Raw genomic sequence first — 24506 nt, 5'->3', positions numbered from 1 at the left:
GGCGGACCGATGACGGCTGACGGCAATGGCGAGGTGATCGGCGAGGCAGCCCCAAAGGGGCGGCCGGTCGCCGAAGCGTTGCCGGTCGGCCTGCCGCTGGCGCCGCTCAGCCCTTCCGCCGCCAGCGAGGCGCTGCTGCGCCGCGCCATGCTGGTGGTGGCGATCGGACTCTCCTCAGTCCTCGGCTACTTCACCACCTTTGCGCTGCTCGCCATTGCGCTGGCGGTGTTCGCCTTCTTTGCGCTGCGGCGGGCGACGGTAACGATCCCCTTCGACCTGCCGGCAAAACTCTTTCTCGGCGCCTTCACGCTGCTGTTCATCAGCGCCGTGGTGACGATGCGGCAGCCATCCGACCTGCTGCAGACGCTCAACTTCTCGGCCATGCTGCTCTATGCCCCGCTGGCGCTGTTGTTCCGCCGCGCCGCCGGGCCGGCCAACAGCCGCAAGCTCGCGGATTTCGCCTTGTTCGGCAGCGCCGCCGGGCTGTTGATGGCGCTCTACTTCAACTATGTCGAGGGCATGCAGCGGGCCGGGCTGGGCTCGCCGATCACCGATCCGATCCGGCTGTCCAACACCGCGCTGCTGCTGGGCTTTTTCGCCATGATCGGCGCTGCCGCCGCCACCGGCCGGCAGCGCTTCATCTACCTGCTCGGCCCGTTGATGGCGCTGGCGGTGATCTTTGCCTCGGGCTCGCGCGCTGCACTCGTCGCGTTTCCGGTGCTGCTGTTCGTCGCCGCGGTGCTGCTGGTGCGGCACAAGCTCCTGGCCGCGGCGGTGAGCGTTGCGGTGCTCGCCGGGTTCGGGCTCATCGCCTATTTCGCCGACCTCGCGGGCGCCCGCTCATCGTCGATGTTCGATATTCTCAGCCGGCTGGCCGGCGGCGACAATCCGGCCGACCTCGGCACCACCATCCGCTTCATCCTCTATCGCGCCGGCGCCCAGGCCTTTACCGATGCGCCGCTGTTCGGGCATGGCTGGGGGCAGCTGATGACGGCGATCGTCCCCTATCTGGCGGTCTACGAGCTGGTGCACGCAGAGCTGCCGCACCTGCACAACGACGCGCTGAACTTCGCTGTCGCCTCGGGCCTGTTCGGCCTCGTGGTCTACCTGCTGCTGCTGGTGCTGCCGGTGCTGAGCTGCATCTTCAGCCCGCATGACAGCCAGTATCGCACCCGGCTCTATGGCTGCAGCCTGCTCTCGGTCAGCTACCTGGTGCTGGGCCTGCCCGACACCATGCTGAGTTTTCCGCTGCACAACACGCTCTACGTGGTGCTGACGGCGGTGCTGCTGAACTATTGCCGGGACGAGCGGGCCTGAGAGCTCCGCCAGCGATCGCATAAGTGGATGGCTTGGTACGGGAAGAGTACCCCCCACCCTGTCCCTCCCCGCAAGGGGGGAGGAGACCAAAACACTGACGCCAGTGAGAGCGTCTCCCTCCCCCTTGCGGGGAGGGGACAGGGGTGGGGGTGCGTTTCCCGCGCCGGCCCATCGTATACTGTTGCCCTGCGCTCAGCGCCCCGGCCGGCTGTCGATCAGGCCGCCTTTGGCGGCGGCGTCGATGGCGGCGATCTCCTCGGCCGAGAGCTCGAGGTTGTCGAGCACGCCGAGGCAATCCTTGAGCTGCTCGAGATTGCGGATGCCGATCAGCGCCGAGGTGACTTCTTTCCGCCGCAGCACCCAGGCGAGCGCCAGCTGCACCATGGTCTGCTTCCGCGCCCGGGCGATCTCGCCGAGCTTGTCGACTGCTTCGAGGATGCGCGGCTCGAGCCGGTTGGCCGAGAGCGAATAGTTCTCCGAGGCGCGGGTGCCCGAGAGGTCGCCCTTCAGGCTGTTGTACTTGCCCGAAAGGATCCCCTGCTGCAGCGGCGAGAAGGCGATGATGCCGACGCCGAGTTCATCGCAGGCGGCCATGGTGCCGTCTTCCTCAATCCAGCGGTTGAGGATCGAGTAGTTGGGCTGATGGATCAGGCAGGGTACACCCATGTCCTTGAGGATGCGCACCGCTTCCCGGGTCTGCTGCTCAGGGTACATGGAAATGCCGACGTAGAGCGCCTTGCCTTGCCGGTGCAGCTGCGCCAGCGCCCCCATCGTCTCCTCGAGCGGGGTCTCGGAATCGTAGCGGTGCGAGTAGAAGATATCGAAATACTCGATGCCCATGCGCTTGAGGCTCTGGTCGGCCGAAGCGAGGATGTACTTGCGCGAGCCGCGGTCGCCATAGGGGCCTTCCCACATGGTCCAGCCGGCCTTGGAGGAGATGATCATTTCGTCGCGATAGGGGCGGAAATCGCGCGCCATCACATCGCCGAACAACTCCTCGGCAGCGCCCGGCGGCGGGCCGTAATTGTTGGCGAGGTCGAAATGGGTGACGCCCTTGTCGAAGGCGTAGCTCAGCATCTCGAAGGCACTGGGATAGTCGCGCGTGCCACCGAAATTCTGCCACAGCCCCAGGCTGATCACCGGCAGCTTCAGCCCGGAACGTCCCGTATAGCGATACTGCATGCCGCCGCCATAGCGAGCGTCGCTGGCCCGATAGGTCATTTCTCTCTCCCGAAAATGATGTCCGATTTGCCCGTTGCGGTTGGCGGATGCTACACCCGCCCGCGATGATCGAGCTTGAAGAAACCGCCGCCAATCTGTCGGAACGCCTGAACCGTTTCAAGGTGCTGGCGCTGTACAAGTTTGCGGATTTCAAAGATTGTGCAGCGCTGAAGCCGGAGCTGGCGCAGTTCTGCTGCGCCCGCGGCATTCGTGGCACCTTCATCCTGGCGCCCGAGGGGATCAACGGTACGGTTGCCGGTACGCCCGCGGCGATCGACGAACTGATGAACTGGTTCGAATCCAGTCCGCTCTGGCACGGCCGGCTTGCAGGCGCCGAGGCAAAATTCTCCGCCGCTAGCGAAATGCCGTTCCTGCGCATGAAGGTGCGGCTGAAGCCCGAGATCGTGACGCTGCGCGCGCCCGAGGCCGACCCGAGCAAGCTCACCGGCACCTATGTCGAGGCGCGCGACTGGAACAGGCTGATCAGCCGCAACGACGTGACGCTGATCGACACCCGCAACGACTATGAGGTGAAGCTCGGCACCTTCAGCAATGCCCGCGACCCGGGGACACAGAGCTTCACCGAGTTCAAGGATTATGTGGCCAAGCTCGATCCGGCGGCGCACCCGAAGGTGGCAATGTTCTGCACCGGCGGCATCCGCTGCGAGAAGGCCTCGGCCTATATGCTGTCGCAGGGGTTCAAGGAGGTGTTCCACTTGAAGGGCGGCATCCTCAAGTATCTCGAGACGGTCCCGGAAGCCGAAAGCCGCTTCAACGGCGAGTGCTTCGTGTTCGACGAGCGCGTCTCGGTGGTGCATGGCCTCGCTGAAGGCGAGGCGGTGCTGTGCCGCGGCTGCCGCAACCCGATCCTGCCGCATGAGGCGGTGGGTTCGCTGTGCATGAGCTGCGCCGAGGCGGCGCCGGCGGGAGCCAGCGAGCGCGAGCGGCAGATGGAGCTGGCGCGGGCGCGGGGCGAGGCGCATCTGGGGGATGACGCGGCAGCGACAGCGGCGCGGAACAAGGCGGCGAAATTGGCGCGGCGGGCCGCATCGCGAAAGGCCCCCTCACCCGGATCGCTCCGCGATCCGACCTCTCCCCCCAGGGAGAGGTGACGCGAGCTGCGCGATCGGGCCTGTCTTCACCTCTCCCTCTGGGGGAGAGGTCGGCGCGCAGCGCCGGGTGAGGGGGCCTTTCGCGACTCACGTATTGGTCAGCCTTGCTGACATATTTCTGTTGACATTCTCCCATCGCCGTTATCAGCATGTTCAATGCAAAGGCCTCTTGCGAGGCTCCACGGTGCAACCTCGATAAGCGTCGCCTATCATGGACCTCGACCAGATCAGAACCTTCGACCGGATCGCGCAGGACCTGAGCTTCACCAAAGCTGCGGCGAAGCTGAACGTCACGCAGGCGACGGTATCGATGCGGATGCGGGCGCTGGAGGACCTGTTGGGCGTGCCGCTGTTCCACCGCGGTCGCAACATCGCGCTGACCGATCAGGGCATGACGTTCCTGCCCTACGCGCGCCGCATCCTGCAGGCGGCGCAGGAGGCCAAGGAGGCGCTGCGCCGGGTGGAGCGCGGCCGCGTTTCGATCGGCTCGCTGCGCAGCCTCGTCTCGCCGCTGGTCACCGAGTCGCTGCTACGCTTCCAGGCCAAGTACCCGTCGGTCGACGTGGTGATCCACGAGGGCCGCCAGAGCCAGATTGCCGCCATGCTGCGCGAGCGCGACATCGAACTGGGGATCCTCTGCTGGCCCAACCTCGATCCGCTGGTCACCGACCTCGTGCCGCTATTGGTGCTGCGCGAGCGGGTGCCGATGGTGACGACGCCGCAGATCGCCGCCGAACTGGGGCTCGAGCCCAAGATCGAGGACGTGCTGAAGCGGGTGCCGCGACTGATCTCGATCAACTGGTGGCAGGTCTATCCCGATGCGGCGCTGGCGCTGTTCCGCCGCGCGCCGGTGTCCGTGGAACTGCCCACCGGCCCGGCCCGCCGCATCGCCATCCGCGGTGAGGGCGTCGGCTTTTTCGTCTATTCCGCCGTCGCCGACGACATCGCCGCCGGGCGCCTCACCGAGATCAGCCCGGTCGATGTCGACCCGGTGCACCGCGACATCGCCATGGTGGTGCGCAACGCCGCGGTGCTCGATCGCGAGATGCTGCGCGACTTCGCCGTCGAGATCGCCGAAGAGTGCCGGAAGAACGGCGCCATCCTCGAGACGACGCTACCGCTGCCTGCCGCGAACGCGGCCTGAGGGCAGGGGGCGCACAGTCCGAGCATAGCGCCCCACCCCACCCAGCTACGCTAGGCCGCTGACGCGGCCAGCTGCGCTACCCTCCCCATCAAGGGGAGGGAGACAATGGAACCGAAGCCTCGCAATCTCCCTCCCCTTGTGGGGAGGGATCAAGGGTGGGGGTAGCCAAGCACTCCAATGTCGACAACAGCTTTGACTTGCACCGGCTTCTCAGTCGCCGCTGTCCCAGCTAAGAACGGCGCAACGGGATAGAGTCCATATGGCCGAACGCACCTTCGATTTCATCATCTGCGGCGGCGGGTCGGCGGCGTCGGTGGCGGCGATGCGGCTGGTCAGGGAGTTCGGCTATTCGGTGCTGATCATCGAGCGCGGGCCGCGTTCGACCAACCGGATCATGGCGATGCCGGCCGGCTATATGAAGTACCTGGCGCAGGACACTTTCCTTGAAATGCACAAGACAGTGCCGCAGCCGCAACTGGGCGGGCGGGCGCCGATCGTGCCGGTGGCCAAGGCGCTCGGCGGCGGCAGCGCCGTCAACGCCATGGTCTATATGCGCGGCCAGAAGGAAGATTACGACGGCTGGGCCGCCGGGCTCGGCAACAGCACCGAGTGGTCCTACGACGACATGCTCGGGCATTTCCGCGGGCTCGAGCGCAACACCCGTTTCAACGACCGGTATCACGGTATCGGGGGGAACCTCCGGGTCTCCGACCCCGGCCATATCTCCGACACCACCGAGGATTTTCTGCTCGCGGCGCAGGGGCTGGGGCATCGCTATAACCCCGATTTCAACGGCGAGCGGCAGAATGGGGTGGGCATCATGCAGCACACCTACGGACAGTGGGGCCGCTACAAGGAGCGCTCGGACGGCAAGAAGGCCTTTCTCGACCCGCTGCGGCGCGACCGGCGGCTGACCATCGTCACCGAGGCGCGGGTCGACCGCGTCATCATCGAGAACGGCCGCGCCGTCGGCGTCGCCTATACCCGCGACGGCGACCCGCACGAGGCACGGGCCGGGCGCGAAGTGCTGGTTGCGGCAGGCACCTACAACTCGGCGAAGCTCCTGATGCTCAGCGGCATCGGGCCGGCCGACCATCTCGACGATTTCCAGATCCCGGTGCTGGCCGACCTGCCCGGTGTCGGCTCGAACCTGCAGGACCATCACGAAGTCCCTGTCATCGCCACCACCAAGGGCAAGTCGGGCTATTTCGGCCAGGACAAGGGCTGGCCGATGCTGCGCAACGGCTTGCAGTATGTCTTGTTCAACTCAGGCCCGGTGACCACTACCGGCATCGAAGCCTGCCTGTTCTACGATCCCGACGGCGGCGATCGGCCGACCATCCAGCTTTATTGCGCGCCGATCGTCTACCAGGACCGCGACGTGTCGAAGGCCAAGCCCACCTGGGGCGTGACGTTTACCTCGTGCCTGTTGCGCCCCAAGGCGCGCGGCACGGTGCGGTTGCGCTCGGCCGACCCGGCGGCGCAGCCTTTGGTCGACTGCAACTTCTTCGGCGACCCGGAAGATCTGCGGCTGACCCTCGCCTCGATGCGGCACGCCCGCCGGCTGCTCGAGACCGAGCCGTTCCTATCGAAGATCAAGCAGGAGATCCTGCCGGGCAAGGACGTGACCGACCTCGCCGGCATGACCCGCTTTGCGCAGGAGACGGTGAAGACCAATTACCATCCGTCGGGCTCACTGAAGATGGGGCGCGACGACGATCCGATGGCGGTGGTCGATGCGCGGCTCAGGGTGCGGGGCGTCGAGGCCCTGCGGGTGATCGACTGCTCCATCATTCCGGCCATTCCGTCGGCCAACACCAATGCCGCCGCCATGGCCATCGGGAGCAAGGCGGCGAGCCTGATCGCTGAGGACTATCGATGATCGAGACGGTCGAACTGCCGGAAATGACCGCCATCGGCGTCCTGGTCGAGGCGCATTGGAACGACCTGCCCAAAGCCATCCCGGTCGCCTGGACCCGGCTGTTCGAGACCGATACCGGCGCCAGCTCGTTTCTCGAAGTGTCGATGTCGCGCGAGGGCGGGATCTACCGCGAACTGGTCGGCTACCTCGCGGCGAAGAAAACCGAAGTGCCCGACGGCATGGTGCGGCTGGTCATCCCGGCGCAGCGCTACCTCAGGATCATCCACGATGGCCCGCTGGTCGAGATCGCCGCCGGGTTCGAGAAGCTTTATGCGCATGCCGCCGTGGCGGGGCTGAAGGCCACCGACTACAAGCTCGTTTTCGGCTATCTGCCTGGCCTCGCCGCGGGACGGCACGAGCTGCATGTGGCGCTCGAACCGGAACCGCTGCGGCTGGGCTGAGCGGCGTTCACCACGGGTTCAGCCCTAAGACGACAAGAGCCCAGAGACCTCAAGAGGAATAGCCCATGTACCAGCCACCGGCCTTCCGCGAGACCGACCTCGAAACGCAGCAGGCGTTCATCGCGGCGCATCCGCTCGGACTGCTGATTTCGGCCGGCGAGGGGCTGCTGGCCAACCCGATACCGTTCCTGCTCTACGCAGCGGAAGGCCCGCTGGGGACGCTGCGCTGCCATATGTCGCGCGCCAATCCGCAATGGAAGGCGCTGAGCCAGCACCCTGACGTGCTCGTGGTGTTCCAGGGCACCGAACACTACATCACCCCCAGCTGGTACCCGCAGAAGGCAGTGGACGGCAAAGTGGTGCCGACCTGGAACTATGCGATCGTCCAGGCACGAGGCAGCGCCCGGGTGATCGAGGATGCCGCGTGGCTGCATGCCAACGTGTCAGCCCTAACCGACCAGCACGAAGGCAACCGGCAGAAGCCGTGGGCGGTGTCGGACGCGCCGGACGCCTTCATCGCCGGCCAGCTCAAGGGCATTGTCGGCATCGAGATCGAGATTGCCGCCATCGACGCCAAGTTCAAGGCGAGCCAGAACCGCCCGGAGCTCGACCGGGTCGGGGTCGCACACGGGCTCGCGTTGGAAGCCGATGCCGAAGCGCCAGCGATGCGCGAGCTGGTGAAGGCGCGCGGCGGCGTCTAGGGCTGTTTCCGCCGCTTCGCCAGTAGCTTTGTACAGTCTGCTCCACCCACTCGATGTCATCCCTGCGAAAGCAGGGACCCAACTCACAGCCCGTGCCAGCGGAGAAATGGGTCCCTCCTCGCAGGGATGACACCCGGTGGGGAAGGTAGGACGTAGCTGAACTCATCGGCGGCGGCATCTGGCCGCTCTTGCGATTTCCTGCTCTCGCCTCCATCTACGGCCGTTCGCAATGTGAGCCTGCCTATGAGCCTTCCCGCGCGCCGTCGGGCGCTGATGCTGGTCAATCCCAACGCCCGGCGCGGTGCCGAAAGCCTCGATCCGATCGTCAACCGACTGGAAGCCGGCGGCATCGACGTCAAGATCGAGCGGTTCAGTTCACCCGGGGAAGTGGCGGCCGATATCGTCAGACGCCGGCACGAGGCCGACATGGCGATCGTCTGCGGCGGCGACGGCACTATCAACGCGGCGGCCAATGGGGTGGTCGCGGCCGGGCTGCCGATGGGCATTTTGCCGATGGGCACGGCCAACGACCTGGCGCGCACGCTCGAAATCCCCACCCAGCTCGAACTTGCGGCCGACATCATCGTCGCCGGCAACCAGCGCCAGGTGGATCTCGGCGACGTCAACGGCCACCCGTTCTTCAATGTCGCGACCATCGGGCTCGGCGCCGACCTCGCCATGGGCCTGACGGCGGAAACCAAGCGCCGCTGGGGCCGGCTCGGCTATGCCATCGGGGCGCTCAAGGTGCTGCTGCAGGCGCGCCCGTTCAGCGCCACCATCATCAACCGGGAAGGCACCTCGAACGTCAAAACCTACCAGATCGCCGTCGGCAATGGCCGGCACTATGGCGGCGGCACGGTGATCGAGCAGGATGCCAGCATCGAGGACGGCACGCTCGACCTCTACAGCCTCGAGATCGACAATGTGTGGAAGCTGGCGCTGATGCTCCGGGCTTTCCGCTCGGGCACGCATGGCGCCTGGGAAGAAGTGCGCACTGCCCGCTGCGTCGAGTTCGACATCCGCACCAAGAAGCCGCGCCCGGTCAATCTCGATGGCGACATCGTCACCCAGACCCCGGCGCATTTCCGCATCCGGCCGGGGGCGATCACGGTGTTCGCGCCGGCGGCGTGAGCATGCCGCCGATCTAGCAGTCGGGATCCCTCCACCGCTTGCGGGGGAGGGTACCGCCGTCAGGCGGTGGGAGGCGGTGCCCCACGCACTCCGGTGGGCGGACTGGGCAGGGCCAGCGTTTGCCGCTCCCCCTCTACCAGCCTTCGGCTGGCCCCCTCCCCCGCAAGCGGGAGAGGTGCGCCGACTGCGAGTGCCCGTCTTTGCGTGAGCAGTTTCGCCTCACCACCGACGGTGCTAAGATTGGCGTGCCGGTGGCATGACCCCCGGCGCTGATCACGGGAGGCCGCCTATGCAAGGTATCCGCCACGAAAACGTCGATCACGGACTTCAAACCCAGCACGAACTGCACCTGTTGCCGTGGCCATTCCTGGTCGGGCTGTTTGCCGTGCTGGTGCTCGTGGTGTTCTTCGTCGTCGCGAACTAGCGCGACGGCCATAGCCGGCGGCCCGGGTTGAGAGGCTGGCGGTGAAGCTGCTCCATCCGCTTCAACTGAAGCGTGAGTGTTTTTGAGCATCCCAGACAGGCCCAAAGGCCCCCTTTCCTCAGCCTAAGCACTCCCGATCAGAATCCCCGCTGCGAACACCAGCGCCCCGCCCAGCACCACCTGCAAGGCCGCCCGCCAGAACGGGGTCTGCATGTAGCGGTTCTGGATATAGGCGATGGCCCAGAGTTCGATCACCACCACGGCGATGGCGACCCCGGTAGCCGTCCAGAAATGCGGGATCAGGAAGGGCAGCGCGTGCCCGAGGCCGCCCAGCGTGGTCATCGCGCCGGTGACCACGCCGCGAATGATGGGCGAGCCGCGACCGGTCAGCTTGCCGTCATCGGCGGCGGCTTCGGTGAACCCCATCGAGATGCCGGCGCCGACTGCCGCGGCGAGGCCGACGAGGAAGGTCGACCAGGTGTTGCCGGTGGCGAAGGCCGCGGCGAATACCGGCGCCAGGGTCGAGACCGAGCCATCCATCAGCCCGGCGAGGCCGGGTTGCACATAGGTCAGAAGGAACTGCCGGTGCTCCTCGCTCTTTTCGGACGCCCGCTCCTCGGCGCCGAGCGCCTGCTCTTCGAGCCTGCCGGCGAGATTGGCGTGCTGGCGCTCTTCCACCGCGAGGTCGCCGAGGAGTTTCCGCACTTCGACATCGGTGCTGCGGCCGGCCGCCTCGGTGTAGAAACGTGACGCCGCAGTCTCCATCTCGAAGGCCAGCTGGCGCACCGCCTCGAGGCTCATGGTTTCCATCAGCCAGACGGGCTTGCGCTCGATGAAGCCGCGCACATGCTCGCGGCGGATCGGCACCAGGCGCGGGCCGAACTTTTCCACATAGAGGTCGAGCAGCCGGCGCCGATGGCCATCCTCCTCGGCCGCCATGCCTTCGAACACCTTTGCGGTCGCCGGGTAGCGCGAGGCGAAGCGCTCGGCGATTTCGGCGTAGATGGCGCCATCCTCTTCCTCGGCGGCAACCGCCAGCGAGAGGATCTCGCGTTCGTCGAGAGAGAGGAAATCCCGCCGATGCGGATGAAGAAGTCGTGCAAACATAGCGCTCTAGCCATTCAGTTTAGAATTATTCTAAACGTGAGCGTCGGGCGCGGCAAGCCCGGTCATGCCTTTCGCTGATATCGAGCAAAGGCCGAACCTTGTTCGAGGCCCGCTAGGCTGGCGCCGCCGGACGCACGCGGCGGAAACCGGCCAAAATCGATAATCGGAGGAAGACCCATGTTTTTGCGATTGAGCCTCGCCCTCGGCCTCGTTGCGGCCACCACACTCGGCGCCTCAGCTCAGAGCGCCACCGAGAGCTGGCGGCTGGGCGGGCTGAAAATGCCGGAATCAGTGATCTTCGACCAAGCCAACAACCGGCTGATCGTCGGCAACATGGTGAGCTTCGGGCCCGATGGCGGCGCCGACGGCTATCTGTCGATCGTCTCGCCGGATGGCAAACTCGTCACCGAGCAGTGGACGGTTGGGCTCACCGACCCCAAGGGCATGGCGATCGTCGGCGACAGCCTGTTCGTCGCCGACAGCAATGGCCTCGTGGAGATCAAGCTCAGCGACGGCAGCATCGTCACTACCCACGCGCTCGAAGGCGCGATGTTCCCCAATGACGTCACCAGCGACGGCACCGATGTTTATGTCAGCGACCTCATGGGCTCGGCGATCTACAAGTTCTCGGGCGGCACGGCGGAGCAGTGGCTGGCCGACGAGAAACTGGCGACGCCGAACGGCCTGTTGATCGACGGCAAGACGCTGATCGTCGGCTCGATGGGCACCGGCATGAAGCCCGACTTCACCTTCGACAGCAAAGGCGGGCTGCAGGCGGTAGACCTGAGCACCAAGGCCATCACTCCGCTCAGCGGCGCAATGGAAGTGGCGCTGACCGACGGCGTAGCGCGGCTCGGCGACAGCCTGGTGTTCGACGACAACCCCGCCGGTGCCATCCTCAGCTACGCGGACGACAAGGTGACGACGCTGGCGACGCTGGCGCCGGGCGCGGCGGATCTGTGGGTCGAGGGGAAGGTGGTGTACGTGCCGCTGACGCAGACCGGGGAACTGGTGGCGTTGGCGGTGGAGTGAAGGGCTGGCCGTTTCGCGCCTGCTGCTCCCCCCCTCCCCAACCCTCCCCGCAAAGGGGGAGGGTGCCCGCTGGTGGGTTAGGCGAGATCGAGCCTATAACTCGATGCCCACCTCCCCCTAGACGGGGGAGGCAAGCGAAGCTAGGTCGCGCAGCGACCTTAGCGTAGCTCGGAGGGGGTGCGCGGAGCCACGGTGCCGCCCCCTACCCCTCCCGCCGCTTCACCTGCGCCACATAGCCCTCGGCTGAATCCGGCACTTCGGCGCGCAGCCAGTCGCGGAACAGCCGGACTTTTTTCGGCTCGCGCCGGCCTTCGGCGACGATCAGCCAGTAGCCGAGGTCGCTTTCGACGGAGGTGGCGAAGGGGCGGACGAGGCGGCCGTCGCTGACCGCGTCGGCCGACATCATATCCACCGCCATCAGCACCCCCTGCTCGGAGATCGCCGCGTCGAAGGCCAGAGCCGGGTCGTCGTAGCGTGGGCCGGTGAGTTCCAGGGGTTCTGCCCCGGCGGCCGCGAACCACGGCTCCCAGGGCAGCATCGAGGCGGTGTCGCGGATCAGCGGTACATGAGCGAGATCATCAGGCGAATGCAGGCGCTTCGCCAGGGGTGGCGCCACCACCGGGCTGTAGCGTGAGCCGCCCACCAGTTCGGCCCTCAACCCCGGCCAGTTGCCGCGGCCGAAGCGGATGCCGACGTCGATGTCGGAATGGGCGAGATCGATCATCGTGCCGGTGACTACCAGTCGCACCTCGATTTCGGGGTGCAGCTTGTTGAACTTGGCGATGCGCCAGATCAGCCAGCGCGAGGCAAAGACGCTGCCCACGGTGAGGGTCAGCACCTTCTCGTCGCCCGGCTTGAGGGTACCTACTGCGTCGGCCAGCGCGGTAAAGCCGCTGGTCAGTTGCGGCAGGATCTGGCGCAAGGCAGCGGTCGGCCGCAGGCCCTGCGGGGTGCGTTCGAACAGCTCGAGCCCCAGCCGCTCCTCGGCGCGGCGAAGGTGCTGGCTGACGGCGCCCGGCGTCACCCCGAGCTCCTCGGCGGCGGGCGCGAGCGCGCCGCGGCGCGCCACGATCTCGATGGCGCGGATGGCATTGAGCGGAATGGGGAACGGGCTGGGCATATAGATTTTCTATACCGAGGCGAAACTCTTGTCGATTGGCGCGCGCAGCCTCAAAGCACATATTAGGCCGTACACCGCACCCAAGGAGGGCTTCAAAATGTACAACCTGTTGACTGATCTGCGCCTCTGGCTGGCGCGACTGTTCGAGATCGATGGCGGCGAGACGGGCAACGACCCGCTGAGCCAGATGAGCGCGCGCGAACTGGCGGATCTGCCGGTGCACCACCCGCGGTTTGATGGGTGCATAGGGGCTTAGTTACGCACGGACAGCGCCACACCGCCCCCTCGCCCCTCCTAGCGGACGCGAGAGCGTCCGCGGGGGGAGAGGGCTGGGGTGAGGGGTGCCAAGCGCTCCGCGGCTGCCGATGTTCCCCTCTCCCCTGAGGGGAGAGGGTAGTGCAGCTAGGACCTTCAGGTCCGTAGCGGAAATCGGGTGAGGGGTTCAGCTTTTCAGCGAGCGCGCGTGGCGCCGCTTCACCCCTCAACCGGCCTTCGGCCACCTTCTCCCCTGAGGGGAGAAGGGAAGAGGTTAGCTGCTCGGCCGGTTTGCTTGGCGCCCCTCACCCTAACCCTCTCCCTCCGCGGACGCTCTTGCGTCCGCTAGAAGGGGCGAGGGTACGCGAGGGGCACCGTTCGTGCCACGCGCCGCCGTTACTGCAACACACCCGTCCGATAGAGCGTTACCCGCAGCCCGCCATGCAGCACCGGGGCGCCGTTGGGCAGGAATGGCAGCGCGGTGGCGCGCGCCAGGCCGACCTCGGTGGTGATCAGCCCGACGCGCCAGCCGGAAAAGCGCTCGCGCAGCACGCTGCCGAGGCTGCGATAGAGCGGGCCGAGCGAGGAGCTTTCGCCGATGCGGGCGCCGAAGGGCGGGTTGACGATGACGAGGCCGGGCGGGCCGGGCGGACGTTCCAGCTCGCCCACCGGCAGTTGCCGGAACTCGGTGAACCCCGCGACCCCGGCGCGCTCGGCGTTGGCCCTGCTCATCGCGACGGCGCCGGCATCGCGGTCGCTGCCATAGAACCGCACCGTCGGTTCGCGGCGCGCGGTCGAGCGCAGCGCCTCCCAGCCGGCCCGATCGAAGGTTGCCAACTGCTCGAAGGCGAAATCGCGTGAGCGGCCCGGTTGCAGGCCGGCGGCGATCTCGGCGGCTTCGATGACGAAGGTGCCCGAGCCGCACATCGGATCGAGCACCGGCTCGGCGCCGCTGTAGCCGCACTGGCCAAGGAACAAAGCCGCCATGGTTTCGCGCATCGGGGCGCGGTTCACCGCCTCCTTGTGGCCGCGTTTGTAGAGCGGCTCGCCGGAAGTATCGACGCTGATGGTGACGAGATCGTCCTCGATCCGCACCATCACGGTGAGCGCCGCCTTGTCGCGCACCGGAACGCCCAGTGCCTCGCGGATGGCGGTGGCGACGCGCTGCGCGGCGGCGCCGGCATGATAGATTTTCGACTTGCGGCAGGTGGCCTCGACCGCCACCGCTACATCGGGGCGGAGGAGCGCGGCCCAGGGCAGCTTTCGCGAGCGCTTGTCGAGCTGCGCCAGGTGCATGGCGCGGAAAGTCGCGAAGCGGGCGAGCACGCGGGTGGCGCCGCGCAGCTCGAGATTGGCGCGCCACACATCGGGCCAGCCGCCGGTAATGGTCACCCCGCCTTCCACCTGTTTGGGTTCGGCAAAGCCGAGCGCGGCCGCTTCGGCGCGCAGGGCCGCCTCGAGCCCGGGGGTGGCGACGAGGAAGATTTCGAACGGCGCGGCCGGGTCGGGCACGCCGGGATCATCGGGAAGCGACATGGCGCTGCTGTAGTCGATTTCCACCTGACAGGCCAGTTCATGGGCCGTTCAGCGGCCCGAGGCTAGATCGGCCGCCCATCCCAAGCGGGAGAAGAAAGATGAAGATGAAGACTCTGTTTTCGAAGCTGCGCAGCCGTTCGCCCAAGCCGCAGGCCCGCGACTGGACCAATAACTGGACGCCGCGCGACTGGGCCGACCTGCCGACGCACCATCCGCGCCGCGAAGACGACGCGCTCTGAGCCGATGCCCGCCGCCTTGTCCCTGGTGATCCGCCCGGCACGGCTGGGCGATGCGCTGGCGATTGCGGCGCTGCACCACACCGCGGTGCATCAGCTCGGGGCGCCGTATTACCCGCGCGAGGTGCTGGCGCACTGGAGCCCGCCGGTGACGCTCACGAGCGCCGAGCGGCGCTATCGCGAGACGCAGGACGATGGCGGGCTGACGCTCCTGGCCGAACAGGATGGCGGGCTTGCCGGCTTCGGCGTCGTGCTGCCGGAAGCCGGCGAAATCGCTGCCTGCTATGTGGCGCCCGAACTCAGCCGCCGCGGCATCGGCCGCGCGCTGCTCGGCGCCATGGAAGCGACGGTGAGCGCGCATGGCGTGCACGAGATCAATGTCCGCGCCTCGCTCAACGCCAAGAGCTTCTACTCGGCCTTCGGCTACCACGTCAGCGGCCGCGGCGAATATCGCTTCGAGGATGGCACGGTGATGGTGGTGGCGTTCATGCGCAAGGACTGCTCGCCGGTGGGGTGAGCACTTGTTGGCCCACCCACGGAGTCATTCCCGCGAAAGCGGGAACCTCTGTTTTCGCGCAGCCCTCACCATCGCCAACGGAGGTCCCCGCTTTCGCGGAGATGACACCGCGTTTGGGGTGGCCGGGGATCAGCTGAAAGCAGCACGCGAGCGGCTCTTGCCCTCAACGTCGCCCACCCACCGGCTGTCACCCCAGCGAAAGCTGGGACCCATTTCACCGTCCGCGCCAGAGGAGAGTTGGGTCCCAGCTTTCGCTGGGATGACATCGAGTTTGGGGTGATTGCGGTGGGTCGAGCCGATAGACGGTGAGTTGGAAGACCCCTACTCACAAATCCGCGCCGTGCAGGTCTTGCCGTGGCAGCCCAGGTCGACATGCAGGTGGTCGTGGTGCTCGGCGTTGGCCTCGGGGCCGAGCACGGTGGTGAAATGGGCGCAGGCGGAATCGTGGGCGAAACGCAGGAGCCGGCCTTCGGGTGAGAGCGCATCGGCCCAGCCGCCCTCGACGGTGACGAAGCGGCCGTCGTCGAGCTTGAAGCCGACCACGTCGAGGGCGTCGGCGAAGGCGTGGAAGCTGAGGTTGCCGGTGCTGGCATTGTTGACGTTGCGGCACATATAGGAGGTGCCGACCACCACTTCGGCGATCCGCGTGTTGTCGCGCGCCATGAGGTAGCTGTCGATCGATTCGATCCAGGCCGGCAGGGCCGAGGCGATGCCGCAATCGGTTTCGACGCCGCCCGCTACCGGCACCATGCGGCCATTGGCCAGCACCCCGGTGACCGAGAGCGGCGATTGGGTGCCACACTGCTTCTCCTCGATCGGCGGCAGCGCCTTGGCCTCCACCTTGCCGAGCAGCACGGCGGGGCACGCCGTCTGGTAGATGCGCGGCGGGGCAGTCGGCTCTGCCGGTTCCGCCGTGTGCTCGGCAGGCGGCAGCGGCGGGCCGATCGGATCGGTGGCCGGCGAGGTCGGCGCGGGTATTTCGGCGGGCTGTTCAGGCGTTGCGGCCGGTCGATGCCGGGGGAGCTTTACTGCCGGTTCGGCGGAGAGCTCCGCCGGCCGCGCCTTGGGCGGCGGCACGGTCGCGTCGCCTGCCTGTTGCGCCAGGGCGGCAAAGCTCATGCTGGCGAACAGGCAGGCGAGGATAAAGCGCATAGTGCCCGAACGCGGCGACCCCGCGTCAGGTTGCGCGGTCGATCCGGAGGGTGAAGCAGTTATTGGTGGCCGAGCGCATATGGACGTAAGCGACGTCCGCTCGCTCGAGGATCGCCTCCGCCGCTGCCTCGATGCCATCGTTCCCCACCACGATACCGGTGCCGTAGACGATCCTGTCGTCGGCGCCGTAACCGCGCAAGATGCGGCCGCTTTTGCCGCGCTGCTCGCGCTCCGGCAGGCCGGCTGCCGGTGCATAGGCCGGGCAGGCCTCGGCATGGAGGAAAATCGGCCCGAGCTCGGCATAGGGCTGCGGCGCCGGGAACGGACGATAGGCGAGGACGAGGTAAGGCTCGCCCGCCGCGACGTTCTCGAGGCAGTGCCGGCACGGCACCCCGTCGCCGTCGGAGATGCGCCGTTCGGGCGCCTGCCCGTTGGCATCGGGGGCGCCGGCACGGTAGGCGGCGGCAAGGTCAGAGGGCATTCCGGAATAATGTAGGGTCATGGCGGTCTCCTGTGATGGGGGGACATTTGCCGAAGGCGGTGGGGGAAGCGACCCGGTTTTGGCGAGTGCTGTTGCCATCAGTCGGCGCAACCTCTCCCGCTTGCGGGGTCACGGATGAGCGCCAAGGGCGCTCACCGTTGGGGGACCGCGCGTCAGCGTGGTGGAGGGGGGAGCGGCAAACGCAGGCGCCTGCCCCGGCCGCGTACCGTCGGTGCGTGGGGCAGCCATGCCCTTGGCCGCGATCAGCGCGTGGGGCTCCCCCCTCCACCAGCCTTCCGGCTGGTCCCCCTCCCCCGCAAGCGGGAGAGGCGCGCCGACTGCAGCTTTTGCGCCTATGGCCGGCGAAACTCCATCACCCAGTTGGTCTCCCAACTGTCGCCGCCATCGTAGGAAAACGCCTGGCTCCAGCGCGGGGTTTCGGTGTCGGTGCCGCTCCAGTCGAACAGCACTTTGACCGGCCGGTCGCCATCCATGTCGTCGCCGGCAAAGCTGCCGCGGCCGTTTTCGAAGCGGCCGAACACCGGCGGCTCGAGCAGGCCGCGGTTCGAGTTGATCCAGTATATCGCCCACTCGTCGCGTTCGGGGTTGTAGACACGCAGGGTCATGCCCCGAAACCCCCGGTCGGGGAAATCGGCTTCGTCGATCGAGACCGCGCCATCCATCCGCAACTCGGCGGTGGCGTAGCCGATGAATTCGTCCCACTCGGTGGCCCCGACGCCGCGCGCCTTGAGCCGCCGGTTGGTGATGACCCAGTTGCCGTGGTTGAACGCAAAGCCGCGTCGTGTCTCCGAATCCATCTCGCCCTCCGGTGCCGCCGGGCCGGCTCGGCCCAGCACTCCAGGTGGTTCTAGCGCAGCAACCCTGCCAGCCAGCGTCAGGCTTTCGAGCGCGCGTCAGCGCAGGCTGAATGGCGGATAGGCATCGGTGACGAGGAGGAAGGCATAGGCCCAGACCCGGGCGGACCAGCGGCCGACGCCGACGACGAAATCGAACAGGCCACGCGGATAGCTGCCGGTGAAGAGGATGGCGAACCACGCGATGATGGTCACCAGCACGGCGACGAGGGCCAGCACCGCCAGCACGATATAGTGCGGGATGGCCAGCAGCCATTTGACCAGCGGCAGCCAGCGGTTGAGTTCCGCCGCCTCGGGATAGGCGACATCGAGGTGCACCGATTGCGCCTCGACGGTCGAGGGATACTTGTCGGTCAACAAGAACAGGTAGGCGCTGACCCGGGCGCTGAAGCGCGCCAGCTCGAGCCCGAAATCGAACCACCAGCGCGGATACCGCTGCCTGAACACCAGCATCAGCACGGTGGCCCCGAACAGCCCGGCGGTGATGCCGCCGCCCGCCGATTTCACCGCGTTGCCGGCCGCATCGTAATAATAGTAGCCGCCGGCATCGGTGAGGAGGCTCAGGACGATGACGATGGGGATCGCCCAGATCAGCCGGAAGAAGGTGGTCAGCCGGTCCATCTGGCCGGGATAATCGACGTCGAAACGCGCTGCGTAGTCGCTGCTGTCTGCCATTGTCCGCCCCCTTGCCCGATCTGACCCCGCCCCCGCGCCTCGCGGGGGCTCAGCGCGTGGCCGGGCTCTCCATCGCGCCGTGCCGGAAGCCTAGCACGCCCAGGCGGCGCGTGGTCACGTCATCGCAGCGCGGACGCGGCTACGCATCCGCCGCTGTTAACCCCCGATAAACCATCTTTGCCCGGCCACACGGCTCTGGTATCAGCGGCCCATGTCCGTACCGCTCGACCATATTCGCAATTTCTCCATCGTCGCCCATATCGACCATGGCAAATCCACCCTCGCCGATCGGCTGATCCAGCTCACCGGCGGGTTGGAGCAGCGCGAGATGAAGGAGCAGGTGCTCGACTCGATGGATATCGAGCGCGAGCGCGGCATCACCATCAAGGCGCAGACCGTCCGGCTGAGCTACAAGCACACCGACGGCGAGACCTATATCCTCAACCTGATCGACACGCCCGGCCATGTCGACTTCGCCTACGAAGTCAGCCGGTCGCTGGCCGCCGTCGAGGGCTCGCTCCTCGTCGTCGATGCCAGCCAGGGCGTCGAGGCGCAGACCCTCGCCAATGTCTACCACGCCATGGATGCCAACCATGAGCTGGTGACGGTGCTCAACAAGATCGACCTGCCCGCGGCGGACATCCCGCGCGTCAAGCAGCAGATCGAGGACGTGATCGGCATCGATGCCTCGGACGCGGTGGAGATTTCCGCCAAGTCGGGCCTCAACATCGACAAGGTGCTGGAAGCGATCGTCGAGCGCCTGCCGGCGCCGAAGGGCGATATCAACGCGCCGCTGAAGGCGCTGCTGGTCGACAGCTGGTACGACACTTATCTGGGCGTCGTGGTGCTGATCCGGGTCATCGATGGCACGGTGAAGAAGGGCCAGAAGATCCGGATGATGAATGCCAACGCGGCGTACGAGCTCGACCGCGTCGGCGTGTTCACCCCCAAGCTCGTCGATATCGGCGAACTGGGCCCCGGCGAGATCGGCTTTTTCACCGCCTCGATCAAGGAAGTGGCCGATACCAATGTCGGCGACACCATCACCGACGATCGCCGCCCAACCGCGAGCGCCTTCCCCGGCTTCCGCCCGGCGCAGCCGGTCGTGTTCTGCGGCCTCTTTCCCGTCGACGCCTCGGATTTCGAAGAGCTGCGCGCCGCCATGGGGAAGCTGAGGCTGAACGATGCGAGCTTCAGCTACGAGATGGAAACCTCGGCCGCGCTCGGCTTCGGTTTCCGCTGCGGCTTCCTGGGGCTTCTCCACCTCGAAATCATCCAGGAACGGCTGAGCCGCGAGTTCAACCTCGACCTGATCGCCACTGCGCCGAGCGTGGTCTACGAGGTGCACCTCACCAATGGCGAGACGCTGCAGCTGCACAACCCGGCCGACCTGCCGGATGTGGTGCGCATCGACCACATCAGCGAGCCGTGGATCAAGGCCACCATCCTCACCCCCGACGAGTATCTCGGCTCGATCCTGAAACTCTGTCAGGATCGGCGCGGCATCCAGCGCAACATGACCTATGTCGGCAACCGCGCCATGGTCGAATACGACCTGCCGCTCAACGAGGTGGTCTTTGATTTCTACGATAGGCTGAAGTCGATCTCGAAGGGCTATGCCAGCTTCGACTATACACTCGCCGATTACCGCGAGGGCGACCTGGTGAAGCTGTCGATCCTGGTCAATGCCGAGCCGGTCGACGCGCTCAGTATGCTGGTGCACCGCAACGTTGCCGAAACGCGTGGCCGCATCATGTGCGAAAAGCTCAAGGACCTGATCCCACCGCACCTGTTCGTGATCCCGATCCAGGCCGCCATCGGCGGCAAGATCATCGCCCGCGAAACCGTCCGCGCCATGCGCAAGGACGTGACGGCGAAGTGCTATGGCGGCGATGCGACCCGTAAGCGGAAGCTGCTCGAGAAGCAGAAGGCGGGCAAGAAAAAGATGCGCCAGTTCGGGAGTGTGGAGATTCCGCAGGAGGCGTTTATCAAGGCACTGAAGATGGGGGATGAGTGAGGGGGCTCTTGCTCTTTCCAGATGCGCAAAGACGTCGTACCTGCGCCGGCAGCTCTAGCCTGATGGCGTCAGTCCAGCAACACTGCCTACCTCGCCGCAGCAACTGTCGAGACGGGTGCGAGGCCAAGTGGCTACGCAAACAGCCCGTAGCTGGCTCTACACATTGTCCGTGCGGGCAATAGCGCTCCGCCCCATTCCCTTTCCAGGATGAGCTGAGTCTGACCCGATGAGATGCAGGTACTGCGCTGGCACTCGACGAATTGTCGCAGGTGGCGGCGGTGGCGCGTTTGATTTTGGTGCCAAGACAGGCGGAGATAGCGCCTCATCAACGCCAAAGAACTGAGATGCCATCTCGCGCGCCAGCACTTCTGCCAATGCAGATGGCACCGCGTTCCCCACGAGCTTTTGGACTTGGCTCTGGCTGCAATCGAAAACCAGCCCGTCCGGGAAGGTTTGGATACGACAAAGCTCGTTCGTCGAAAGCCGCCTGTTGTCCCAATGGAATGGTCCGGTAGCGGGTCCCGGCTGTGCTTGGACTGTCCAGGACGGTTTTTCCTTAGACAACTTGAGTAGGAAGTTCCAGTATCTCCGGCGCCATCCGAAAAGAGGGGCGCCGCCCCCCCGGTCGGTGTGCCACAGGTAGTTTTGTCCCTCGGGAATTGAGGGAAGGAGTTCAGACCATTTTCCTTTGACTTCAAGCCCCAGTGGATCCACGTCCTTCAAATCGTGGAAGGCGTCCCAAACCGTCCTGTAGGTCTGCCGGCCAGCTAGCGCTTCCTCGCTGCCCGGTGCAAAGTGGGTAGGCTTCGGGAATCGAAAAGCGGTGCCATCTCTCGACCCAACGATGAACACGCGTTCACGCAACTGAGGTACGCCAAAACTGGCGGCGTTCAGTGCCTTGACCTCAAAGGAGTAGTTCGCGCCGACGTCGGAGTTGATCCGCTCTATTCCCCGGCGAACAACCTCTACCCCTTCGCTTTTTCCTTGGTACGCCAGTCCCGGTACATTCTCCAACAGGAAGGCCTGTGGGCGGGCATCTCTCAGCACTCGAAGGTACTGATGCAAGGTGTCAGCTCTGGGATCGTCAAGCCGCCGCGCGTCTCCTTTCGACCAATACCCAGATTTACTAAATGGCTGACATGGCGGTCCGCCGATTAGTACGTCAGCCTCACCGATTTCCAATCCTGCTGCCTTGAGCAATTGGGCCGACGAGATGTCCTCTATGGCGCCCTCAACCACCGGCCATCGCCTATTCAATCGCATCGTCGCACATGCGATCGCGTCAAAATCGAGCGCTACTCGGGTTTCGTATCCCGCTGCTTCAAAACCGAAATCTAGCCCACCGACCCCGCTAAACAGCGATATTGCCTTCAGCTTCCCAATACTCATGCCCGATCGCCTTCGCTGTACCTGCCAAATAGCTCAGTAGCGTTACGCACAAAGGTCGGTTCCTGCACTCTCACCAGATTGCCGATCCTTCCGTCGCAAGTAGAATGGCGCGGTAACTCTGAGGTGAGCGCAAAACGAAACTCCCAGTTCTCTGTAACGGCATGAAGGCAAGCAGCAAGCACGGGAAAATCAGAGGACCGATAGTATCTCGAACACGGGTCCCCCTTTGACGCCCGTGTCCTCTGAAAGTCCACTTTTGGCGTGCCATCCGAGTAGGTAACCCGCAGAGAGTTTTTGCACTCAATGAGAATTGGCTGCCCACCTCTCCAGCGCAGACTAATGTCCGGCTGCCCCTCGGCCAAAAGACGAACGCAGTCGGTAACTCCATCTAGCTGCTTCAGTTCGTCGACGAGGTGCTGCTCAGCGACCCAACCTCGGACCGCCATTCGTAACCGACTGGTGCCTTGAATTAAGTCAAATAGCGCGTCCGGGGACATGCCCAGCTCTTGCACCAGAGCGTGGGATCCCGCGCCGGACATAGAAGAAAGCATGCGAAACTTGTCAGCGACTAGGTGCCTCTCACCCGGATCCAGGCCAAAAGCGGTTCTCTCCAAGGAAATTAGGTCTAGCAGCCGTTCCTGCTTAGCCCCAATGAGCACTTCAGTCCTTTCGTCCTCTAAATCCGCCGTAGCGCGATCTTTGGACTTCCCCTGCCTGCGATCACGCTCCCACGTCACCCATCCGATTTTGTGGATGGCCTCCACGTTCTCATCCTTGAATTCGACCGACCTCGACATCGGTGAAGGGGAGTTCATAAGCGGATCGGCTGCTACAAAAATCTCTTCCTCGGGGTCGATGCCCATGAACAGCGTCGTAACCAGTTGCTGAGGATCGACGCCTACCTCCAGGATCGTCTTCAAGTCACTGCCGTACTTAATTTGGAAACGATGCTCGTCCTTCGGCCTGTTTCGTGTTGGCCGCGAGTTGGCGAAGAACGCATAGACCAAGATGCCGTGCCGCTCGCCTGTAGGACCGTCGAAGACGATGTAGAATGGTGCTCTTGTTGATGGAGACGCATAGAGGACGTTGCATCCCCGCATCTCCAGTCCGCGCAAGATGAAATCCAGAAGCGGCTCCTTGGCGGCGCGCTTCACTGAATAGCTTTTCCATTCGAAGGTCGGCACGACACCGGTCCCGAGTAGGTTTGGGTAGTGCAGAGATACCGATTCGCGCCTGATTTGAGAATTTGTCATGCTGTCCTGCCTACGCGATCAGAACATAAAGTGAACATATCGTCAACTCAGGCGAGTTTTAGGGGAGCGTTACACCGCCCCCAGCGCAATCCCCATCGCCGCTCGCGCCGTGGCCTCATCACACACCAGCGCACTGCCCAGCCCCGAACGCAGCACCGCGGCGATGGCGTGGGTTTTGTTGGCGCCGCCTGAGGCGAACACCACGTTGGGGACCTTGCGCAGGGCTTCGAGCGGCAGGGCGATGGCGCGGCGGTTGATCGGGTGGTCGATGGGCTGGCCGGCGGCATCGACGAACTGCGCCATCACGTCGCCCACCGCGCCGGCCGCCACCAGCTCGTCGATCGTGACGTCGCGCGGCAGGCCATAGCGCATCAGCAGCGAGCGCTCGGTCATATCGCCGATGGTGAGGAGGATCAGGTCGTTGCGGCCGACCTGCTCGAACGCCTCCTGGAACACATCCTGCGTCATGATCGCGTCGTGCGATTGCGGGCTGCCGGCATAGATCGGGGCCGCGAGATAGGCGCAATCGGCGCCCAGGTGCCGGGCGAGATCGCCGGCGATGTCGAAGGTGTTGATCTCGATGCCGCGGGTCAGCCCGCCCATCACTGAGTTGACCAGGAGTTCGGGGCGCTTCAGCGACGGCATGTGCCGCACGGTTTCGCGCAGGGTGGTGCCCCAGCCGACGCCGATGCCGGTCATGGTGCCGTCGGCCAGCAGCTGGCCGACATAATCGGCGGTCGCCTGCCCCAGGAGCACCGGCACCAGCGCCGCATCCTCGGGGGTGGGCACGATAATAGCGCGTTTGAGCCCGAAGGTCTTGATCAGCTGCTGCTCGAGCTCGACGCATGAGGCGAGCTTTGAGTTGAGTGTGATGGTGACGAGGCCGGTGCGCCGCGCCTCGCTGATGATGCGGTTGACGCGAAGGCGGTTGGTGGAGAGCGCATCGGCGATCTCGCCCTGGGTCCGGCCTTCCATGTAGTAGAGCCAGACGACGCGCACCTGCATCTGCTCGTCCGACATGCCCTGCGGCGCTGTGATTGCCACGCTGTTGCCCCTCGCCTCAGGTTCGGGCCAGCATGGACATGAGTAGAGGGTCGGCTCTCAATCGCATCTCCATCGCAGTGTCATACATTTGTAACATGCGCTTGACATTTGTAAACGGTGACCACTAGCCTTCGTATCCTCGCCGCCATGAAGCGGGTCACGCCGGAGCAACCGGCCAGGAGCGACGGCGAGGCTCGAGAGGAGAGAAAAATGACAGGCAACAAACGCGGCCATGGTGCCGTGATCGGCCGGCTGCTTGCCGGCGCTGCCGTGGCTGCGCTGGTCTTGCAGGCCGGCGGGGCACTGGCGCAGGAGCGCACCAAGATCGAATGGTGGCATGCGCTGGGTGGCCGGCTGGCCGAAATCGTCGACAAGCTGATCGTCGATTTCAACGCCAGCCAGGACAAGTACGAGCTGGTCGGCATCAACAAGGGCAATTACGAAG

At 65.5% G+C, this 24506-nt stretch carries 24 protein-coding genes and 1 pseudogene; 14 read left to right on the top strand and 11 right to left on the bottom strand.

Going from position 1 to position 24506, the window contains the following annotated elements; translation table 11 throughout:
* Positions 1-9: 9 nt before the first annotated feature.
* A complete protein-coding gene (locus VGV07_RS00425; RefSeq protein ID WP_326866692.1) occupies positions 10-1317 on the top strand; it encodes an O-antigen ligase family protein in 1308 nt (435 codons plus the stop codon).
* A gap of 192 nt (positions 1318-1509) precedes the next feature.
* On the opposite strand, the gene VGV07_RS00420 is transcribed toward VGV07_RS00425, so the two are convergent.
* The gene (locus VGV07_RS00420; protein WP_326866691.1) at positions 1510-2538 is read right to left on the bottom strand and encodes an aldo/keto reductase; all 1029 of its coding nucleotides are present in this window, start codon (positions 2536-2538) and stop codon (positions 1510-1512) included.
* 65 nt (positions 2539-2603) lie between these two features.
* Here VGV07_RS00420 and VGV07_RS00415 point away from each other — a divergent pair, with 65 nt between their 5' ends.
* The 7 genes from VGV07_RS00415 (at position 2604) to VGV07_RS00385 (ending at position 9372) form a co-directional block, all read left to right on the top strand.
* Entirely contained in the window at positions 2604-3650 is a 1047-nt protein-coding gene (locus VGV07_RS00415) for a rhodanese-related sulfurtransferase (protein WP_414649897.1), read from the top strand.
* A 211-nt stretch (positions 3651-3861) separates the two neighbouring features.
* On the top strand, positions 3862-4794 hold the full coding sequence (locus VGV07_RS00410; RefSeq protein WP_326866689.1) for a LysR family transcriptional regulator: 933 nt from the start codon (positions 3862-3864) through the stop codon (positions 4792-4794).
* A 259-nt stretch (positions 4795-5053) separates the two neighbouring features.
* Positions 5054-6676 (top strand): GMC family oxidoreductase, encoded by a 1623-nt coding sequence (locus VGV07_RS00405; protein WP_326866688.1) that lies wholly within the window; start codon positions 5054-5056, stop codon positions 6674-6676.
* Positions 6673-7116 (top strand): GyrI-like domain-containing protein, encoded by a 444-nt coding sequence (locus VGV07_RS00400; RefSeq protein WP_326866687.1) that lies wholly within the window; start codon positions 6673-6675, stop codon positions 7114-7116. Before VGV07_RS00405 ends, VGV07_RS00400 begins: the two co-directional genes overlap by 4 nt.
* Before the next feature lie 65 nt (positions 7117-7181).
* A complete protein-coding gene (locus tag VGV07_RS00395; protein ID WP_326866686.1) occupies positions 7182-7817 on the top strand; it encodes an FMN-binding negative transcriptional regulator in 636 nt (211 codons plus the stop codon).
* A gap of 243 nt (positions 7818-8060) precedes the next feature.
* Positions 8061-8948, top strand: a complete 888-nt coding sequence (locus VGV07_RS00390) for a lipid kinase (RefSeq protein WP_326866684.1) — start codon at positions 8061-8063, stop codon at positions 8946-8948.
* A gap of 289 nt (positions 8949-9237) precedes the next feature.
* Positions 9238-9372 (top strand): hypothetical protein, encoded by a 135-nt coding sequence (locus VGV07_RS00385; protein WP_326866683.1) that lies wholly within the window; start codon positions 9238-9240, stop codon positions 9370-9372.
* A gap of 123 nt (positions 9373-9495) precedes the next feature.
* Here the strand turns inward: VGV07_RS00385 and mbfA are convergent, their stop codons facing one another.
* Positions 9496-10479 (bottom strand): iron exporter MbfA, encoded by a 984-nt coding sequence (gene mbfA, locus VGV07_RS00380; protein WP_326866681.1) that lies wholly within the window; start codon positions 10477-10479, stop codon positions 9496-9498.
* A gap of 177 nt (positions 10480-10656) precedes the next feature.
* Here mbfA and VGV07_RS00375 point away from each other — a divergent pair, with 177 nt between their 5' ends.
* Positions 10657-11511: an ATP/GTP-binding protein gene (locus VGV07_RS00375; RefSeq protein ID WP_326866680.1), complete on the top strand. Its 855-nt coding sequence runs from the start codon at positions 10657-10659 to the stop codon at positions 11509-11511.
* Between the two features lie 202 nt (positions 11512-11713).
* On the opposite strand, the gene VGV07_RS00370 is transcribed toward VGV07_RS00375, so the two are convergent.
* Positions 11714-12631, bottom strand: a complete 918-nt coding sequence (locus VGV07_RS00370) for a LysR substrate-binding domain-containing protein (RefSeq protein ID WP_326866679.1) — start codon at positions 12629-12631, stop codon at positions 11714-11716.
* Positions 12632-12728: 97 nt separating this feature from the next.
* Here VGV07_RS00370 and VGV07_RS00365 point away from each other — a divergent pair, with 97 nt between their 5' ends.
* Positions 12729-12887: a hypothetical protein gene (locus VGV07_RS00365; RefSeq protein WP_326866678.1), complete on the top strand. Its 159-nt coding sequence runs from the start codon at positions 12729-12731 to the stop codon at positions 12885-12887.
* Between the two features lie 395 nt (positions 12888-13282).
* Here the strand turns inward: VGV07_RS00365 and VGV07_RS00360 are convergent, their stop codons facing one another.
* Positions 13283-14446 (bottom strand): THUMP domain-containing class I SAM-dependent RNA methyltransferase, encoded by a 1164-nt coding sequence (locus VGV07_RS00360; protein ID WP_326866677.1) that lies wholly within the window; start codon positions 14444-14446, stop codon positions 13283-13285.
* Between the two features lie 74 nt (positions 14447-14520).
* Between VGV07_RS00360 and VGV07_RS00355 the strand changes: the two genes are divergently transcribed.
* The gene (locus VGV07_RS00355) at positions 14521-14661 is read left to right on the top strand and encodes a hypothetical protein (protein WP_326866676.1); all 141 of its coding nucleotides are present in this window, start codon (positions 14521-14523) and stop codon (positions 14659-14661) included.
* 4 nt (positions 14662-14665) lie between these two features.
* Positions 14666-15175 (top strand): GNAT family N-acetyltransferase, encoded by a 510-nt coding sequence (locus tag VGV07_RS00350; protein WP_326866675.1) that lies wholly within the window; start codon positions 14666-14668, stop codon positions 15173-15175.
* A 321-nt stretch (positions 15176-15496) separates the two neighbouring features.
* On the opposite strand, the gene VGV07_RS00345 is transcribed toward VGV07_RS00350, so the two are convergent.
* The 4 genes from VGV07_RS00345 to VGV07_RS00330 form a co-directional block, all read right to left on the bottom strand.
* Positions 15497-16327: an extensin family protein gene (locus VGV07_RS00345; RefSeq protein ID WP_326866674.1), complete on the bottom strand. Its 831-nt coding sequence runs from the start codon at positions 16325-16327 to the stop codon at positions 15497-15499.
* Between the two features lie 25 nt (positions 16328-16352).
* A complete protein-coding gene (locus VGV07_RS00340; RefSeq protein WP_326866673.1) occupies positions 16353-16829 on the bottom strand; it encodes a DUF1203 domain-containing protein in 477 nt (158 codons plus the stop codon).
* Positions 16830-17161: 332 nt separating this feature from the next.
* Positions 17162-17626 carry a hypothetical protein gene (locus tag VGV07_RS00335; RefSeq protein ID WP_326866672.1) on the bottom strand — a complete coding sequence of 155 codons (465 nt, stop codon included), beginning with the start codon at positions 17624-17626 and terminating at the stop codon, positions 17162-17164.
* A 96-nt stretch (positions 17627-17722) separates the two neighbouring features.
* Positions 17723-18358, bottom strand: coding sequence for a DUF4389 domain-containing protein (locus VGV07_RS00330; RefSeq protein WP_326866671.1), 636 nt, complete (start codon positions 18356-18358; stop codon positions 17723-17725).
* A gap of 211 nt (positions 18359-18569) precedes the next feature.
* Between VGV07_RS00330 and lepA the strand changes: the two genes are divergently transcribed.
* A complete protein-coding gene (gene lepA, locus VGV07_RS00325; RefSeq protein WP_326866670.1) occupies positions 18570-20375 on the top strand; it encodes a translation elongation factor 4 in 1806 nt (601 codons plus the stop codon).
* A gap of 156 nt (positions 20376-20531) precedes the next feature.
* On the opposite strand, the gene VGV07_RS00320 is transcribed toward lepA, so the two are convergent.
* The 3 genes from VGV07_RS00320 to VGV07_RS00310 form a co-directional block, all read right to left on the bottom strand.
* Positions 20532-21764 carry a DNA (cytosine-5-)-methyltransferase gene (locus tag VGV07_RS00320; RefSeq protein WP_326866669.1) on the bottom strand — a complete coding sequence of 411 codons (1233 nt, stop codon included), beginning with the start codon at positions 21762-21764 and terminating at the stop codon, positions 20532-20534.
* Positions 21761-22948 carry a hypothetical protein gene (locus VGV07_RS00315; protein WP_326866668.1) on the bottom strand — a complete coding sequence of 396 codons (1188 nt, stop codon included), beginning with the start codon at positions 22946-22948 and terminating at the stop codon, positions 21761-21763. Before VGV07_RS00315 ends, VGV07_RS00320 begins: the two co-directional genes overlap by 4 nt.
* Before the next feature lie 138 nt (positions 22949-23086).
* Positions 23087-24037, bottom strand: a complete 951-nt coding sequence (locus tag VGV07_RS00310) for a sugar-binding transcriptional regulator (protein WP_326866706.1) — start codon at positions 24035-24037, stop codon at positions 23087-23089.
* Positions 24038-24271: 234 nt separating this feature from the next.
* Between VGV07_RS00310 and VGV07_RS00305 the strand changes: the two are divergent.
* A pseudogene (locus VGV07_RS00305) lies at positions 24272-24506 on the top strand (hypothetical protein); the annotation flags it as partial.

It is taken from the genome of Devosia sp., from assembly GCF_035944845.1.
In the GTDB taxonomy this organism is placed as follows: Bacteria; Pseudomonadota; Alphaproteobacteria; order Rhizobiales; family Devosiaceae; genus Devosia_A.
Note: the sequence above shows the minus strand (reverse complement) of the source record. Positions and strands in the feature narration are given on the sequence as shown.